This is a genomic window from Plasticicumulans sp., from assembly GCF_035331805.1.
Classification (GTDB): Bacteria; Pseudomonadota; Gammaproteobacteria; order Competibacterales; family Competibacteraceae; genus Plasticicumulans.
On sequence record NZ_DAOLKE010000001.1, the window covers coordinates 42,538 to 56,920 of the forward strand.

Annotated in this window: 19 protein-coding genes; 6 read left to right on the plus strand and 13 right to left on the minus strand. The window is 69.2% G+C overall.

Annotated elements, in window-relative coordinates:
- Positions 1–24 precede the first annotated feature (24 nt).
- The 7 genes from PKE44_RS19435 to PKE44_RS00175 are packed head-to-tail and all read right to left on the minus strand — an operon-like array spanning position 25 to position 3,303.
- Positions 25–342, minus strand: coding sequence for a hypothetical protein (locus PKE44_RS19435; RefSeq protein ID WP_324547674.1), 318 nt, complete (start codon positions 340–342; stop codon positions 25–27).
- A complete protein-coding gene (hybE, locus tag PKE44_RS00200) occupies positions 335–808 on the minus strand; it encodes a [NiFe]-hydrogenase assembly chaperone HybE (protein ID WP_324547673.1) in 474 nt (157 codons plus the stop codon). The genes PKE44_RS19435 and hybE overlap by 8 nt, the downstream gene beginning before the upstream one ends.
- Positions 805–1,044 carry a rubredoxin gene (locus PKE44_RS00195; protein ID WP_324547672.1) on the minus strand — a complete coding sequence of 80 codons (240 nt, stop codon included), beginning with the start codon at positions 1,042–1,044 and terminating at the stop codon, positions 805–807. The genes hybE and PKE44_RS00195 overlap by 4 nt, the downstream gene beginning before the upstream one ends.
- Positions 1,041–1,892, minus strand: a complete 852-nt coding sequence (locus PKE44_RS00190) for a hydrogenase expression/formation protein (protein WP_324547671.1) — start codon at positions 1,890–1,892, stop codon at positions 1,041–1,043. The genes PKE44_RS00195 and PKE44_RS00190 overlap by 4 nt, the downstream gene beginning before the upstream one ends.
- Positions 1,893–1,907: 15 nt before the next feature.
- Positions 1,908–2,345: a hydrogenase gene (locus PKE44_RS00185; protein ID WP_324547670.1), complete on the minus strand. Its 438-nt coding sequence runs from the start codon at positions 2,343–2,345 to the stop codon at positions 1,908–1,910.
- Positions 2,342–2,656, minus strand: coding sequence for a HypC/HybG/HupF family hydrogenase formation chaperone (locus tag PKE44_RS00180; RefSeq protein ID WP_324547669.1), 315 nt, complete (start codon positions 2,654–2,656; stop codon positions 2,342–2,344). The genes PKE44_RS00185 and PKE44_RS00180 overlap by 4 nt, the downstream gene beginning before the upstream one ends.
- A 2-nt stretch (positions 2,657–2,658) precedes the next feature.
- Positions 2,659–3,303, minus strand: coding sequence for a HyaD/HybD family hydrogenase maturation endopeptidase (locus PKE44_RS00175; protein ID WP_324547668.1), 645 nt, complete (start codon positions 3,301–3,303; stop codon positions 2,659–2,661).
- A gap of 284 nt (positions 3,304–3,587) precedes the next feature.
- Here PKE44_RS00175 and PKE44_RS00170 point away from each other — a divergent pair, with 284 nt between their 5' ends.
- Positions 3,588–3,842, plus strand: a complete 255-nt coding sequence (locus PKE44_RS00170; RefSeq protein WP_324547667.1) for a hypothetical protein — start codon at positions 3,588–3,590, stop codon at positions 3,840–3,842.
- A gap of 205 nt (positions 3,843–4,047) precedes the next feature.
- Here PKE44_RS00170 and cybH read toward each other — a convergent pair whose 3' ends face one another.
- From cybH to PKE44_RS00150, 4 genes are all read right to left on the minus strand, one after another.
- Entirely contained in the window at positions 4,048–4,746 is a 699-nt protein-coding gene (gene cybH, locus PKE44_RS00165; RefSeq protein ID WP_324547666.1) for a Ni/Fe-hydrogenase, b-type cytochrome subunit, read from the minus strand.
- 64 nt (positions 4,747–4,810) lie between these two features.
- Positions 4,811–5,398, minus strand: a complete 588-nt coding sequence (locus PKE44_RS00160; RefSeq protein WP_324547665.1) for a HupE/UreJ family protein — start codon at positions 5,396–5,398, stop codon at positions 4,811–4,813.
- Positions 5,399–5,452: 54 nt separating this feature from the next.
- Positions 5,453–7,249, minus strand: coding sequence for a nickel-dependent hydrogenase large subunit (locus PKE44_RS00155; RefSeq protein WP_324547664.1), 1,797 nt, complete (start codon positions 7,247–7,249; stop codon positions 5,453–5,455).
- A gap of 2 nt (positions 7,250–7,251) precedes the next feature.
- On the minus strand, positions 7,252–8,349 hold the full coding sequence (locus PKE44_RS00150) for a hydrogenase small subunit (RefSeq protein ID WP_324547663.1): 1,098 nt from the start codon (positions 8,347–8,349) through the stop codon (positions 7,252–7,254).
- Between the two features lie 66 nt (positions 8,350–8,415).
- Here PKE44_RS00150 and PKE44_RS00145 point away from each other — a divergent pair, with 66 nt between their 5' ends.
- Genes PKE44_RS00145 through PKE44_RS00135 form a run of 3 tightly spaced genes read left to right on the plus strand, consistent with a single transcriptional unit; the run spans position 8,416 to position 11,030 of the window.
- The gene (locus PKE44_RS00145; protein ID WP_324547662.1) at positions 8,416–8,547 is read left to right on the plus strand and encodes a hypothetical protein; all 132 of its coding nucleotides are present in this window, start codon (positions 8,416–8,418) and stop codon (positions 8,545–8,547) included.
- Positions 8,548–8,565: 18 nt separating this feature from the next.
- A complete protein-coding gene (locus PKE44_RS00140) occupies positions 8,566–9,570 on the plus strand; it encodes a HupU protein (RefSeq protein WP_324547661.1) in 1,005 nt (334 codons plus the stop codon).
- Positions 9,567–11,030, plus strand: a complete 1,464-nt coding sequence (locus PKE44_RS00135; RefSeq protein WP_324547660.1) for a nickel-dependent hydrogenase large subunit — start codon at positions 9,567–9,569, stop codon at positions 11,028–11,030. The genes PKE44_RS00140 and PKE44_RS00135 overlap by 4 nt, the downstream gene beginning before the upstream one ends.
- Positions 11,031–11,141: 111 nt before the next feature.
- On the opposite strand, the gene PKE44_RS00130 is transcribed toward PKE44_RS00135, so the two are convergent.
- Complete coding sequence (locus PKE44_RS00130) at positions 11,142–11,327, minus strand: hypothetical protein (protein ID WP_324547659.1); 186 nt, start codon at positions 11,325–11,327, stop codon at positions 11,142–11,144.
- Positions 11,328–11,622: 295 nt separating this feature from the next.
- Between PKE44_RS00130 and PKE44_RS00125 the strand changes: the two genes are divergently transcribed.
- On the plus strand, positions 11,623–12,402 hold the full coding sequence (locus PKE44_RS00125) for a haloacid dehalogenase type II (protein ID WP_324547658.1): 780 nt from the start codon (positions 11,623–11,625) through the stop codon (positions 12,400–12,402).
- A gap of 15 nt (positions 12,403–12,417) precedes the next feature.
- Here the strand turns inward: PKE44_RS00125 and PKE44_RS00120 are convergent, their stop codons facing one another.
- Positions 12,418–13,524: a calcium:proton antiporter gene (locus PKE44_RS00120; RefSeq protein ID WP_324547676.1), complete on the minus strand. Its 1,107-nt coding sequence runs from the start codon at positions 13,522–13,524 to the stop codon at positions 12,418–12,420.
- 332 nt (positions 13,525–13,856) lie between these two features.
- On the opposite strand from PKE44_RS00120, the gene PKE44_RS00115 reads away from it, so the two are divergent.
- A complete protein-coding gene (locus PKE44_RS00115) occupies positions 13,857–14,375 on the plus strand; it encodes a nucleoside 2-deoxyribosyltransferase (protein WP_324547657.1) in 519 nt (172 codons plus the stop codon).
- The last annotated feature ends 8 nt before the right edge of the window (positions 14,376–14,383 follow it).

Here is a 14,383-nt window from a genome sequence, read left to right on the forward strand (position 1 = left end):
CCTCGCCGGTGACGACGACGGCCGTCATCGCCTGCTCGAACTGCACAACCGCCGGCCGCTGTCGGTGACGCGCCTGCTCACCGGCCTGGCCGCGGATGCCGCGCTCGCGCGCGTGCCGCTGCTGTGGTCGGTGTGCGCGAAGGCGCAGTCGGCCGCGGCCGACTGCGCCTTCGCGCACACCGACCACAGCAGCGGCACGCGCGCGAGCGCGGCATCCGCGGCCAGGCCGGTGAGCAGGCGCGTCACCGACAGCGGCCGGCGGTTGTGCAGTTCGAGCAGGCGATGACGGCCGTCGTCGTCACCGGCGAGGATCAGCTCGATGCCGCCTTCGAGATCACTCATGCGGACGCGCCCCGCGGCCGCACAGCAGTTCGCGCCGGCTGAGCGCCGCCCGCGGCGGCGGCGCGGGCGGGGTGAGCACGGCGTCGAGGGCTGCCGCGGCAAACTGCCGGGCGCCGGCCTCGTCATAGACCGCCGGCACCGGCGACAGCAGCGAGCAGCAGAGCACGTGCAGTTCGCCGTAGCGCGCGTGCAGGAAGCCGAGCGTGCCGCAGGGCAGGTCGAACTCGGCCGCAGTTCCCGGCGCGGCCGCCGGCGCGGCGTCCGGCACCAGCACCAGGTTCACGAACCACGGCGTCAGCAGCGCCCCGAACCAGGCCGGACCGAGCCGGCGCAGGCCGATCGCCGCGACCGGCAGCTGCGGGTTCAGGATCGGCACATCGCGCATCGGGCCGTCGAGGATGGCCGTCAGCGCCGCTTCGAGGGCGGCCGACGGATCGGGCGGACAAGGCGGCACGGCCGGATTCACGGGGCGTCGACGATCATGAACTGCTCGCGCGCGCCGTCGCAGACCGGACAGCGCCAGTGCGCCGGCAGCTCGCGAAACGGCGTGCCCGGCGCGATCTGCCAGACGGCATCGCCTTCGGCCGGCGAGTACACGTACCAGCAGATCTTGCATTCGAGCCGCGCATCATCGGGCAGACGCGCGTCGTCGCCGAGGTAGGAACCCTCGAAGCGCGGGGCCGGACCCGGGTTCAGGCTCATGCGTACAGCGCCCGGATTTCGGCCAGGCGCTCGCGGCTGTCGGCGAGATCCTCGGGCGCGGCGCACACGATCTCGGGCAGCGCGGTCAGCTCGACGGTGTCGAGGATCAGCGTGTCCATCGAGTTGAAGTACTGCACGCGCCAGAGATTCGGCAGCGCGCAGGCCGCGAGCCGGCAGTTGCCGTAGCCGCGCGACAGCACCGTCAGCGGCCCGCGCCCGAGGTTCGCACCGAGCCAGTCGTGATCGGCCGGCGTGAACGGCAGCAGGCTCAGATTGGTGACGTGCGCCGGTGCGGCGGGATCGAAGTGCTGCCGGCGGTGTTCGAGTTCGGTCAGCACCGCCGGCGCGTTCATGACATCCGCACCGGGCGCCACCCGCGCCGGCTGCGCGCCGGCCCCGCTCCAGACCCCGAAGGCGATCGACGGCGCCGCGGCGATCTCCAGCGCCTCGCTGCCGCTGCCGCCGTCGGCGGGCAGGCTCTGCACGATCCAGACGCCGGCGAGCGCGGTCTCCTGCGCGCGCGCCGCACACCGCCCGCCGTCCGCCTCGCGCCGCAGCGAGACCTCGCCGTCGCCGAGCGCGCGACCGAGGAAGCTGCGCGCGGTGGCATCGAGGTGATCGAGGCCGAGCACCACCGGCAGCGGGCCGGTGAGCGCCGCGAGCGCGGCATCCATCAGCGCGAGTGCTGCCGCGCAGCCGGCGGCGGTCTCCGGCTCCGGCAGATCGGGCCGGCGATAGCCGTCCATCGTCGTCGGGATCGGCAGGTAGTCGAGCGCCGGCGAACCATCCGGATCGCTCTGCGAACCGGGGCCGGTCACCGGCAGCGGCAGGTAGGTACGCGGGTCCATGGGCGAGGTCCGGGATCAGTGGCAGGCGGCGGAAGCATCGGCGGCGGCGACCGGCACGCCGATGCCGGGGGCGCGGCGCGGCGCGGCATCGAGGATGTCGGCGGTCTCGCGCACGAAATCCGCCCAGTTGCGCATGCCTTCGATCGTGCCGTGCCAGCCCGCGGCCGACACGAACACCAGCGCCGGCCAGGTGCGGAAGCCGTAGCGTGCCTGCACGGCCTTTTCGGCCGAACGCGCGATCACGGCCGCACTCAGGCGCTGCGGAAAGGATTTCAGCAGCTGCGGCAGCACGACGGCGAGGTCGAGCGTCTCGTCGAAGCGGCGCGGATCCTCGGTGCAGAACAGCACGCTGATCTTCGGGGCCGCGGCCTGGATGTGGGCGGCGATGGCATCGAGTTCGAGCAGCGGCACACCGTGCTGCGTCTGCAGGCGATCGAGCAGCGGATGGTTCATGCGGAGGGTTCTCCGGCCGCGCGCAGATGCGGCGGCAGTTGCGGGGGGCGGGTTTCGAGATCGCCGAAGCCGCCGGCCGCTGCGTCGCCGGCGAGCACGGCGGCGAGCGCCTGCAGCGCCGCGGCGATGGCTGCGGCGCGCTCGGGGTCGAGGATTTCGCGGGCGGTGTCGAGGTGCACGAGCAGCCAGGTGCCGGGCGGCTGCGCACCGAGCAGCGACAGATCGACGCTGCGCAGCGCGCCGTCGAAGGCGCGGCATTCGGCGCGCAGGCCGTCGACGGCGAGCACGCGGGCGGGGATGCCGATGCACATGCTTATTCGATTTCCGCGAGCGTCTGCGGCAGGAAGCGCTCGTCGCCAAGCCGGCACGCGCGCTGCGCCGACGGCCGGCCGGCCTCGTAGGCGTGCTGCGCCAGCGCGGCATCGACCAGCGCCGGCGCCGCTTCGCCGGTGGCACGCGCCTCGGCGTGCACGCCCCAGTGCGCGAGTTCGGCCAGCCCGAGCTGCAGGGCCTCGGCCGCGCGCGCCTCGACCACCGGGCTCAGGCTGCCGCCGAAGTCTTCGAGGCAGGCCGGCTGCACGCCGATCAGCGTCAGGCGCTGCGGGTAGTGACCGAGCATCTGCGCGGCGGCGAGCACGTCCTGGAAGCCGGTCTGGTGCAGGCTCATCTTCTTCGCGCCCATGAAGGCCGGCACGTCGCTGTTGCGCACGAGCTTCAGCGTGCCCGGCGCGAGGCCGTAGTCGATCGCATCGAACACCAGCAGATGCGTGGCATCGGCGATGTGATGCACCAGATACAAGCCCTGTGTGCCGCCATCGAGCAGTTCGACCTGCGGCCCGAAGCGCCAGCCGGCAGCGAGGCGCTCGACCATGCGCACGCCGAAGCCTTCATCGGCCCACAGCAGGTTGCCGATGCCGAGGATCAGCACGCGGCGGGCTTCGGAGTCACAGGTGTCCATAAGTGCTGGTTTCCGCGTCGATCACGAGGGGGATTGACCAGACACTTATCCAAGAGTCGTGCCAGCTTGCATGCGGCGGCGGCGGCCAGACAGGACGCGGCTTGCTGTGCGGCAGCAGCGGTCAGACGCTGTTCGCACCGGAAAGTCATCTTCCGGATGACTGGATGCGCTGCAAGCGAACTGTCCGGCAGGGCGCAAAGCCTGCATCCGGCTACGCAGCGCTGACCCGCGGGTTCATCAGACCAAACAGCACATCAAAGAGCCTGACCCGCAGGTGTAAGAGCTTGACCCGCGGGTTTAAGAGCCTGACCCGCGAGTTTAAGAGCTTGACCCGCGAGTTTAAGAGCCTGACCCGCGGGTTTAAGAGCTTGACCCGCAAGTTTAAGAGCTTGACCCACGAGTTTAAGAGCCTGACCCGCAGGTTTAAGAGCCTGACCCACGAGTTTAAGAGCCTGACCCGCAGGTGTAAGAGCCTGACCCCGGCTTCCATCGACGTGAACCGTGCTTCCACGAGCGTGTCCCGCACGGTCACGCCCTGAGCGCAACGGCAGCGTCGGGCAGATCGTCCGGTTTGCGTGTGCGTTCGTCCGACCGTCATCACCACTGGCGCTGCCGCGGCCTGCACGCATAAAAAACGGCGCATCCGGGAAATCCGGATGCGCCGAGGGCTGCTCCGGTCCGTGTCCGAAGCGGACCCGGAGCCGAGGGGGAGTCGTGGTTACCTCAGGGTCTCATCGAGGGCTTTCAGTCCGGACGGTCGTCCTTGAACATCCGGTAGCCGCTGACCATGGTCGAGACCATGCTCTGGCGCGACATGATGTCTTCGCGGATCGCCGCGTAGACGTGCAGGATCACGAAGATCACGATCACCCACATGCCGAAGTGATGCCAGGTGTGCACGTCCTGACTCTGGCCGAACAGCGGGATGACCCAGCCGAACACGTGATCGGCCCACGAACCCTGCTGCGCACCTTCGGCATAGAGCGCAAAGCCGGTGCAGATCATGAACGTGATGCCGAGCGTGAACAGCGTGAACATCGCGAGCTGCGCGAGCGGGTTGTGGCCGACGTACTTCTTCGGGATTTTTTCCAGGAAGCCGTACCAGCGCGCCTCCCATATCACTTCCTTCCACCACTGCAGGTTCCAGAACGGCAGCACGAACAGCTGATGCGCGTGGTGGTTGCCGACGATCGCCCAGTAGATGCGCCCGAGAAAGCCGATCGCCAGCACGTAGCCGGCGGCGAAATGCGCAAAGCGGAGGTAACCCATCAGGAAGCTGTGGCTGGCCTCGCCCGGCAGCGACGGCAGCGGACTGCCGATGAAGTAGCCGGTCACGCCGAGCACGAGGATCGCCAGCGCGTTGACCCAGTGCCAGAGCCGCACCGGGGCCTCGTAGACGTACACCACCTGTGGTGCACGGATGACTTCAATCGATTCGCTCATCTTCGGTTTGCCCCCCGGAAGATCGCGTGCGCAGCCCGCCGTTGCGGCTGCGCACGCCTTGCACTCAGGCGCCGGCCAGCAGCCAGAGCCCGCTCAGGCCCATCGCCGTGCCGATCGCGCGCAGCCACCAGGTGCGCTGCTGCGCGAGCCGCGTGCCGATGGCGATGCCGGCCAGATGCAGCAGGCCGGTGGCGAGCAGGAAGCCCGCGGCATAGCCATACGGCGAGGCGGCCTCCGGCAGTCCGGCACCGTGCGCAACGCCGTGGAACAGCGCGAACACGCTAACCAGCCCTGCACCTGCGGCGAGCGGCAGACGCACGAGACCGGCGAGCAGCAGGCCGAGCACCAGCACCGAAACCCCGATGCCGGGTTCGACGAAGGGCAGCGTCAGGCCGCTCAGTGCCAGCGTTGCCCCACCGGCCATGGCCGTCAGGAACGCCAGCGGCAGCACGAACTTCTGCTGCGGCACGGCCCAGGCCGACCACAGGCCGACGGCGAGCATCGCCAGCAGGTGATCGAGGCCGCCGAGCGGGTGCGCGAGGCCGGCGGGGAAGCCGGAAGCCTCGGCGTGGAAGGGATGGGCGTGAGCGGCCGGGATCACGGCCGCGAGCAGGCACAGCACGAACAGCTTGCGCATCATTTCGGAACTCATCGGGACTCCTCGGGACTCCGGATTCGGGCGGGAAGGAACGGGGGCAGGTTCACTTTAGCGAACCCGGACCGTGCTCAGTTCCTCGCCGTCCGGTCCCATCACGTGCGTCGAGCAGGCGAGACAGGGATCGAAGCTGTGCAGCGTGCGCAGGATCTCGACCGGCTCGTCGGCACGCGCCACCGGCGTGTTCAGCAGTGCGGCCTCGTAGGCGCCGATGTTGCCCTGCACGTCGCGCGGGCTGGCGTTCCAGGTGGTCGGCACGACGGCCTGATAGCTTTCGATGCGCCCGTCCTCGATGCGCACCCAGTGGCCGAGCGCGCCGCGCGGGGCTTCGGTGAAACCGACGCCCTTCGCCGACTTCGGCCAGGTCGACGGGTCCCACTTCTCGACGTTGGCGGTCGATTCGTCACCGGCCTTGATGGTCGCGACCAGCTTGTCCTGGAAGTGGCGCATCTCGGCGGCCGCCCACGAGGCTTCGAGGCCGCGGGCGAGCGTGCGGCCGACGGTCGAGAACAGGGCTTCGAGCGGCAGGCCGAGATCGCGGAGTGCCTTGTCGACCGGCTCCCTGAACTCGGGGCGGTTCTGCGCGTAGCCGATGATGTAGCGCGCCAGCGGCCCGACCTCGACCGCGTGGCCCTTCCAGCGCGGCGCCTTGATCCACGAGTACTTGGCGCTTTCGTCGAGGGCCTCGATGCGGGTCTTCGTGCCTTTGGTGTTCGGCCCGAGCGTGAAGTCCGGCTCGGTGACGCCCTCCCAGGGGTGCCTGCCCTTGCCGGCGCCTTCGGGATAGCGATACCAGCTGTGATCGACGAACTCCTGCACCTCGGCCGGGTCGCGCACGTCGACGTTCTGGATGTTCCTGAGGTCGCCGCCGATGATCGCGCCGTGCGGGAGCTTGAGGTTCGCGGCCCCGTAGTCGTTGGCCCGCTCCGGAATGTCGCCGTAGGACATCACGGCCTTCGAGGACAGGCCGCCGCCGTACGTCCAGTCCTTGTAGAACGAGGCGATGGCCATCAGGTCGGGCAGATAGACCTGATCGATGAACTCGCGCGTGCGGTCGATGATGCTGCTGACGTGGTTCAGCCGCTCCATGTTGATCGCGCCGACCGCGCCGGTCGTGTGCACGTTGATCGCGCACGGCATGCCGCCGACCAGCCAGTTCGGATGCGGGTTCTTGCCGCCGTAGATCGTGTGGATCTTGACGATCTCGCGCTGGAAATCGAGGGCTTCGAGGTAATGGGCGACCGCGAGCAGATCGACCTCGGCCGGCAGCCGGTAGGCCGGGTTGCTCCAGTAGCCGTTCCTGAACAGGCCGAGCTGGCCGCTCTCGACGAACTTCTTCAGCCGGGTCTGGATGTCGCGGAAGTAGCCCGGACTCGACAGCGGCCACGCGGAGATCTTCTGCGCGATCTCGCTGGTCGCCTTCGGATCGGCCTTCAGCGCGTTGACCGGGTTGACCCAGTCGAGCGCGTGCAGGTGATAGAAGTGCACGAGGTGATCGTGCGCCTGCAGCGTCAGCTGCATGAGGTTGCGGATCGAGTTGGCGTTCTCGGGGATCTGGATGCCGAGCGCATCCTCGACCGCGCGCACCGAGGTCAGCGCGTGCGTGCCGGTGCAGACGCCGCAGATGCGCTCGACGAAGGCCCAGGCATCGCGCGGATCGCGGCCCTTGAGGATGACCTCCAGACCGCGCCACATCGTGCCGGTCGACACGGCATTGGTGATGACGTTGTTCGCGTCGAGGTTGACCTCGCAGCGCATGTGGCCTTCGATGCGCGTCACCGGATCGACGACGACGCGCGTGCCGGCGGCATCGAGCCGGAAACCGTTCGGGGTATTGATGACGGCCATGATCAGCGGTCCTCCCTGCGCTCGTCGGTCTGCACGTGCTTGACGCGCGCCCGGGTCACGGCGCTGACCGCCGCGTGCGCGGCGACCGCGGCCCCGACGACGCCGGCGGCGGTGGCACCGACACGATCGGCGTTCTGTTCGACGCCGAACTGCTGGATGTTGGTCAGGCGGTCATAGAACGAGCCCTTGTCCCAGAAGCCGTCCTCGGAGCAGCCGATGCAGCCGTGGCCGGACTGGATCGGGAACGAGGTGCCTTCGTTCCAGCGCACGGTCGAGCAGGCGTTGTACGTGGTCGGGCCCTTGCAGCCGAGCTTGTAGAGGCAGTAGCCCTTGCGCGCGCCGTCGTCATCGAAGGCTTCGGCGAACTGGCCGGCATCGAAGTGCGGGCGGCGGTAGCACTTGTCGTGGATGCGCTGGCCGTAAAACATCTTCGGCCGGCCCTGGCGGTCGAGTTCGGGCAGGCGATCGAAGGTCAGCATGTAGGTGATGACGCCGGTCATGACCTCGGCGATCGGCGGGCAGCCCGGCACCTTGATGATCGGCTTGTCGGTGATGACCTTGTGCACCGGCACGGCCTGCGTCGGGTTCGGCCGCGCCGCCTGCACGCAGCCCCAGGACGCGCACGCGCCCCAGGCGATGATGGCCTTGCAGTCCTTCGCGACGTGCTTCAGCTGCTCGACGAAGGGCTTGCCGCCGACGATGCAGCTCATGCCGTCCATGTTCAGCGACGGATTGCCTTCGACGGCGAGGATGTAGTTGCCCTTGTACTTCGTCATCACCTCTTCGAGGATCGCCTCGGCGTGATGACCGGCGGAGGCCATCAGCGTGTCGTCGTAATCGAGCGACAGCATCGACAGCACGACATCCTTGGCGAGCGGATGGCCGGCGCGGATGAAGCTTTCCGAGCAGCAGGTGCATTCGAGTCCGTGCAGCCATAACACCGGCGTGCGCGGCTTCTGCTCCATCGCCGCAGCGATCTCGGCCGCCCGGGCCGGACTCAGGCCGAGCGCGGCGGCGGTCAGGCTGCAGAACTTGAGGAAGCTGCGCCGGGTGATGCCCTGGCGCCGCATGACCTCATAGAAGGTTTCGATCTCGGCCATGTATCTTCCCCCCGTGGTCGGCCTGTCGTTGTATCGGGGAAAGACCATGCTCAAGGATCGTGCCAGATGATCCTGCGCCAGCAGAAGCCTGGCTTGCCCTTTCGTTTCAATGACCTGCTGAATGCCTGCCGCAACCGGGCGTCCGTGGCCGGCGTAAACCACGCAACCGCTGCGGAAACCTGCTTTCCATCCGAGTGACCGCCGGAGGCCGCACCGATGCCGAAACCCTGGAGCGTGCTGTGGCTGCAGTCCGGCGGCTGCGGCGGCTGTTCGATGGCGCTGAGCTGCGCCGAGCCGCCCGGCCTGTACGCGCGGCTCGCGGCCTTCGGCATCGAGCTGCTGTGGCATCCGTCGCTGTCGGAGGCAAGCGGTGCCGAGGTCATCGCGCTGCTCGAAGCCATCGCCGCCGGCGAACACCCGCTCGATTGTCTCTGCATCGAAGGCGCGCTGCTGCGCGGACCGCACGGCAGCGGGCGCTTCCACGTGCTCGGCGGCACCGGCGTGCCGACCATCGACTGGGTGCGCAGGCTCGCGGCGCGCGCCCGCTGCACGGTCGCGGTCGGCAGCTGCGCGGTCTCGGGCGGCTTCAGCGCCTGCGCGCCGAACCCGACCGAAGCCTGCGGCCTGCAGTTCGAGGATGCCCGCCGCGGCGGTGCGCTCGGCGCCGACTGGCGCTCGCCATCCGGCTTGCCGGTCATCGCACTCGGCGGCTGTGCCGTGCATCCGGACTGGGTGCTGGAAACCCTGGCCGCGCTCGCGCTCGGCGAGCTCGACGCCGGCGGCCTCGATGCCTTCGGCCGGCCGCGCGCGATCTACGAGCGGCTCGTGCATCACGGCTGCCCGCGCAACGAGTACTACGAATACAAGGCGAGCGCCGAGAAGCCGTCCGATCTCGGCTGCCTGATGGAACACCTCGGCTGCCGCGGCACGCAGGCGCACGCCGACTGCAACGAGCGCGTCTGGAACGGCGGCGGTTCGTGCACGCGCGCCGGCTTCGCCTGCATCGACTGCGTCGCACCGGGCTTCCAGAACCCCGGTCACGCCTTTCAGCGCACGCCCAAGCTCGGCGGCATCCCGGTCGGCCTGCCGACCGACATGCCGAAGGCCTGGTTCGTCGCGCTCGCCTCGCTCGCCAAGGCCGCGACCCCGGCGCGCGTGCGCGAGAACGCTGTCGCCGACCATCCGGTCGTGCCGCCGAAGATGCACGTGCGCAAGCCGTGAGCCGGCTGGTCGTCGGCCCGTTCAACCGCGTCGAGGGCGATCTCGAAGTGCGCCTCGACCTTGCCGACGGCCGCGTGCGCTCGGCCGAGGTTTCGGCACCGCTGTATCGCGGCTTCGAAGCGATGCTGATCGGGCGCGTGCCCGAGGACGCGCTGGCGATCGTGCCGCGGCTCTGCGGCATCTGCTCGGTGTCGCAGTCCGCGGCCGCGGCCTTCGCGCTCGCCGATGCCGCCGGCATCAGCGCCCCGCCGAACGGCCAGCTCGCCGCCAACCTCGTGCTGGCCTGCGAGAACCTCGCCGATCACCTCGCGCATTTCTATCTGTTCTTCATGCCCGACTTCGCGCGCCCGGCCTACGCGCAGCGGCCGTGGTTCCCGGCCGTGCACGCCCGCTTCGCCGCCGGCGGCGGCACGGCCGGCCCGGAAGCGATGGCCGCGCGCACGGCCTTTTTCCACATCGCCGGCCTGCTCGCCGGCAAATGGCCGCACACGCTGGCGCTCGCACCCGGCGGCACGACGCGCGCCCCGGGCACGGGCGAGAAGATCCGGCTGCGGCTGGTGCTCGCCGGCTTCCGGCAGTTTCTGGAGACGCGGCTGTTCGGCTGTGCGCTCGAAGCCTTCGCCGGGCTCGCCACCCCGGCGCAGCTCGCCGGCTGGCAGCACGCGGCCGCGCCGGAAAGCTGCGATCTGCGCCTGTTCCTGCACGCCGCCGACGAGCTCGGCCTCGCCGGCCTCGGGCGCCTCGACCTGCCGCTGATGAGTTTCGGGGCCTACGTCAGTGAGGCCGACGGCCGGCTGTTCCGGGCCGGACTGATCGCCGATGGCGCGCTGCACGCCCTCGACCCCGGCGACATCCGCGAGGACACCAGTCATGCATGGCTGCGCTCAGCGGCGCCTCTGCCGCCGGCCGCCGGTCGCACCGAGCCCGATATCGACGTGCCCGGGGCCTACACCTGGTGCAAGGCACCGCGCCTGTCCGGCCGGCCGGTCGAGGTCGGGGCGCTGGCACGCCAGCTCGTCGACGGCCAGCCGCTGCTGCGCGCGCTGCACGGCGGCAACGGCCGCAATGGCGGGACAAATGTCGTCGCGCGCGTGCTCGCGCGTGCCGTCGAACTCGCACGCGTGGTGCCGGCGATGGAACGCTGGAGCAGCCTGCTCGAAGCCGGCGCCCCCTGCTGCGTGCCGGCACCGCTGCCGGCCGGGGGTTCGGGCATCGGACTGATCGAGGCTGCGCGCGGCAGTCTCGGCCACTGGCTCGGCATCGACGGCGGGCGCATCCGCCACTACCAGATCATCGCGCCGACCACGTGGAACTTCTCGCCGCGTTCGGCCGACGGCGTGCCGGGACCGCTCGAACAGGCCTTGATCGGCACAGCGGTCGAGCCCGGCGAAACCGTGCCGCTTGCGGTGCAGCACGTCGTGCGCTCGTTCGATCCGTGCATGAGCTGCACGGTCCACTGATACGGCCACTGACACGAACTGCTGACACGACGACGCCCGGTGGCTTGCACGGCCATCCGGACGTCAGTGGACAGGCGCTGTCAGGTTTCGGGCAGGGCGGGGAGCGAGGGATCAGGCGTGGACGCCTGGATGAGGCTCGTGCGTCAGCACCAGGGCGGGTTCACGTCGTCCGCAGCGGCGGCAGACGGCGGTGCAGTGACCATCGCGGTGGATGTTTTCGAATTGCCAGTCATGCGCCAGAACCGGGCAGATCAGGCGCTTGAAGCTGGCATGAAGCCGCTTGAGGAAGTTTGCCATGCTGTGTCTCCGCTACATCCTGGACCGCACGTCCATGGGCGGAATCGGTCAAGCGCCGATGAAGCTAGAAGCCCGTTCGGGAAGCAGCAAGTGCTTGAAATCCTTATTGACATTAACTTTGCGTCACTTTCTGCCCATTCTGCTTTGTCCATACGGCAAGCACCGAATCCGCAAGGCATTTCCATCGGCGACGCGGATATTCCGGCAATTTTCCATTGACGTTTCGTTACATCCGGCATCCGGGCTCCGCGTGGCTGCGTAGCCAGCGACACCCCTCATCCAGCCGGAATCCGCCATGTCCCTCACCCGTCGCCGCTTCCTGAAGTACGCCGCCGCCAGCGCCAGCGCAGCGGCACTCGCCCGCCTGCCGACGGCTTCCGCCACCCCGCTTGCGATGCCGGTCGCTGCCATCGCCCTCGACGGCTTCACGACCTTCGATCCGCGCCCGTTGGCCGCCCTGGCCGAGCAGATGTTTCCGGATGGAGCGGGCAAGGCCCTGACGCTTGCGTGGCGCACGCGCCAGTTCGAATACACCTGGCTGCGCACGCTGATGAACCGCTACGCGGATTTCTGGCAGGTCACCGGGGAAGCGCTGGACTTCGCTGCAGCGCAGACGGGCCTGAAGCTCGGCGGCGAACAGCGGGATCGGCTGATGCAGGGCTGGCTGGAGCTGCGCGCCTGGCCGGATGCGGCTGAGGCGCTGCGGGCGCTGAAGGCAGAGGGCCTGCGGCTCGCGTTCCTGTCGAACTTCACGCCGGCGATGCTCGATCGGGCCGTCGCCGGCAGCGGCCTCGACGGCCTGTTCGACGAGCACCTGAGCACCGATCGCGTGCGCGCCTTCAAGCCCGATCCGCGCGCGTACGCGATGGCTGAGGGTTTCTGGAAGCTGCCGCGCGAGGCCATCGCATTCGCGGCCTTCGGAGGCTGGGACGCAGCCGGGGCGCGTGCGTACGGCTATCCGACCTTCTGGGTCAACCGCGCCGGCGTACCGGCCGAACGGCTCGACACGCTCGCCGATGCCAGCGGTGCAACGCTGACCGAGCTGGCGGCCTGGGTGCGGACGACGCGCGGCTGATACCGGCAGCCGGCATCAGACCCCGAGCGCCGCCAGCATCAGGAAGGTCAGGAACAGCACGAAGTGTGCCGTGCCCTCGATGGCGTTGGTCTCGCCGTCGTGCAGGTTGATGGTCGCGGCGAGCAGCGTCAGCACCATCATCACCGTCTGCGGGGCGGTCAGTGCCATCTCGATCGGCTGGCCGCTCAGCAGCGCGATGGCCTCGATCACCGGCACGGTCAGGATCACCGTCGACAGCGAGGCACCGAGCGCGATGTTGACGACCGGCTGCATGCGGTCTTCGAGAGCGGCGCGCAATGCAGTCATGATCTCCGGGCTCGCCGAGATCAGCGCGACCAGCATGCCGGGCACGATCACCGGCATGCCGCTGCCGGCGAGGCTCACGTCGATGGTCTTGGCCATCACTTCCGACAGCGCCCCGATCAGCACCAGGCCGGTGACCAGCAGCGCCGCCGAGTTGCGCACGGCGGACGGATCGTGTGCGGCTTCGGATTCGGCGTGCAGTTCCTGCGGTGACTGACCGGCGCGGTGGGCGTAGCGGTAGCTGAAGAAACCGGCGTACTGACCGGTCTGCAGGCGCAGGAACAGCGCATACAGCAGCAGCATGACCAGGATGTTGAAGATCGAATAAGCCTTCCAGGTCATGTGCGGAATGAACTCGGGCACGATCATCGACACGCCGACCGCGCACAGGATCATGGTCAGATAGGTGTTGCCGGAATCGACGTTGTAGGCCTGCACGCCATGGCGCAGTCCGCCGAGCAGGGCGGCAAGGCCGAGGATGCCGTTGATGTCGAGCATCAGCGCCGAATAGATGGTGTCGCGCACCAGCGTCGGCGAGGGATTGTGCGACAGCAGGATGGCGAGGATCACGACCTCGACCAGCACGGCGCTGATGGTCAGGATCATCGTGCCGTAGGGTTCGCCGTAGCGATCGGCCAGGATCTCGGCGTGATGTGCGACCCGCAGGGCGACGCTGAGGATCACGGCGATCAGCACGCCCGAGGCGATCAGCGCCATGCTGCGGCCGCTGTCGATCAGCGTGTGTTCGAGCGGATAGGCGATCAGGATGACGGCGATCGCGCTGAGCAGCGGCTTTTCGCCGCGCAGGAGAGCGGACAGGGATACGGGCGACATGCGCAGCGCCTTTCGGTCGGGCAGGGGAGGGAAGTGACTGCGCGCGAGTATAGGAGCGGCCCCGGCCGGCCCGCTGGCGGGAGCCGCTTCCGGAAATTTTGCCCGTCAACCCGGACAACCCTTGACGCGCTGCAACATCGCGTCCATATTGCAATGCAACATCCGCTGCGTCGGGTGTTACCTCTCCTCCTCCTTTTGGGCCGGTCCTCTTCCGGCCCTTTTTTTATGCCCGCCTCCCTGCCCGCCGGGCCCCTGACAACGCTCGCGCTGCCGGCTACACCCGGGCGGGTCCGTGCGCGCTTGAGGAGCCGATCCCCATGAAGCCAGAGTGTCCCGTGATCTATCTCGCCGGACCCGCCGTGTTCCATCCGGACGCCGCCGGCATCGGCCGGCGTCTGCAGGCACTGTGCACGGCCGCCGGTTGCAAGGGACTGTTTCCGCTCGACGCCGAAGTGCCCGGCGACGCCGGGTGCGGTCCCGCGCAGGCAGCAGCCATCCTGCAAGCCAACCTCGCACTGCTCGAACGGGCCGATGCCGTGCTGGCCGACTGCACCCCGTTTCGCGGCCCGTCGCTGGACCCGGGCACGGCGTTCGAGATCGGCTATGCCGTCGCGCGCGGCAAGCCGGTGGCCGGCTGGTCGGAAACGCCCGGGGCCTACCGGCTGCGCGTGGCGCAGGCGGTCCACTGCGCATCGGGCTGGCGGGATGCCGGGGGATGGGTGATCGAGGATTTCGGACTGCCCGACAACCTGATGATCAGCGCGAGCCTCGTGGCGATGGCGGATGATCCGGCCGGCGCGCTGGCGCAACTGCTGGCGCACCTGCGTGCCCGCTGAAGCCACCG

Bases quoted from the DNA above. Each gene is read 5' to 3' on its own strand.
- cybH (WP_324547666.1), bottom strand. From the start codon at position 4,746: ATGAGCGAATCGATTGAAGTCATCCGTGCACCACAGGTGGTGTACGTC.
- PKE44_RS00150 (WP_324547663.1), bottom strand. From the start codon at position 8,349: ATGGCCGAGATCGAAACCTTCTATGAGGTCATGCGGCGCCAGGGCATC.
- PKE44_RS00175 (WP_324547668.1), bottom strand. From the start codon at position 3,303: ATGGACACCTGTGACTCCGAAGCCCGCCGCGTGCTGATCCTCGGCATC.
- PKE44_RS00130 (WP_324547659.1), bottom strand. From the start codon at position 11,327: ATGGCAAACTTCCTCAAGCGGCTTCATGCCAGCTTCAAGCGCCTGATC.
- PKE44_RS00145 (WP_324547662.1), top strand. From the start codon at position 8,416: ATGATCCTGCGCCAGCAGAAGCCTGGCTTGCCCTTTCGTTTCAATGAC.
- PKE44_RS00180 (WP_324547669.1), bottom strand. From the start codon at position 2,656: ATGTGCATCGGCATCCCCGCCCGCGTGCTCGCCGTCGACGGCCTGCGC.
- PKE44_RS00190 (WP_324547671.1), bottom strand. From the start codon at position 1,892: ATGGACCCGCGTACCTACCTGCCGCTGCCGGTGACCGGCCCCGGTTCG.
- PKE44_RS00185 (WP_324547670.1), bottom strand. From the start codon at position 2,345: ATGAACCATCCGCTGCTCGATCGCCTGCAGACGCAGCACGGTGTGCCG.
- PKE44_RS00140 (WP_324547661.1), top strand. From the start codon at position 8,566: ATGCCGAAACCCTGGAGCGTGCTGTGGCTGCAGTCCGGCGGCTGCGGC.
- PKE44_RS00125 (WP_324547658.1), top strand. From the start codon at position 11,623: ATGTCCCTCACCCGTCGCCGCTTCCTGAAGTACGCCGCCGCCAGCGCC.
- PKE44_RS00195 (WP_324547672.1), bottom strand. From the start codon at position 1,044: ATGAGCCTGAACCCGGGTCCGGCCCCGCGCTTCGAGGGTTCCTACCTC.
- PKE44_RS00155 (WP_324547664.1), bottom strand. From the start codon at position 7,249: ATGGCCGTCATCAATACCCCGAACGGTTTCCGGCTCGATGCCGCCGGC.
- PKE44_RS19435 (WP_324547674.1), bottom strand. From the start codon at position 342: ATGAGTGATCTCGAAGGCGGCATCGAGCTGATCCTCGCCGGTGACGAC.
- PKE44_RS00160 (WP_324547665.1), bottom strand. From the start codon at position 5,398: ATGAGTTCCGAAATGATGCGCAAGCTGTTCGTGCTGTGCCTGCTCGCG.
- PKE44_RS00115 (WP_324547657.1), top strand. From the start codon at position 13,857: ATGAAGCCAGAGTGTCCCGTGATCTATCTCGCCGGACCCGCCGTGTTC.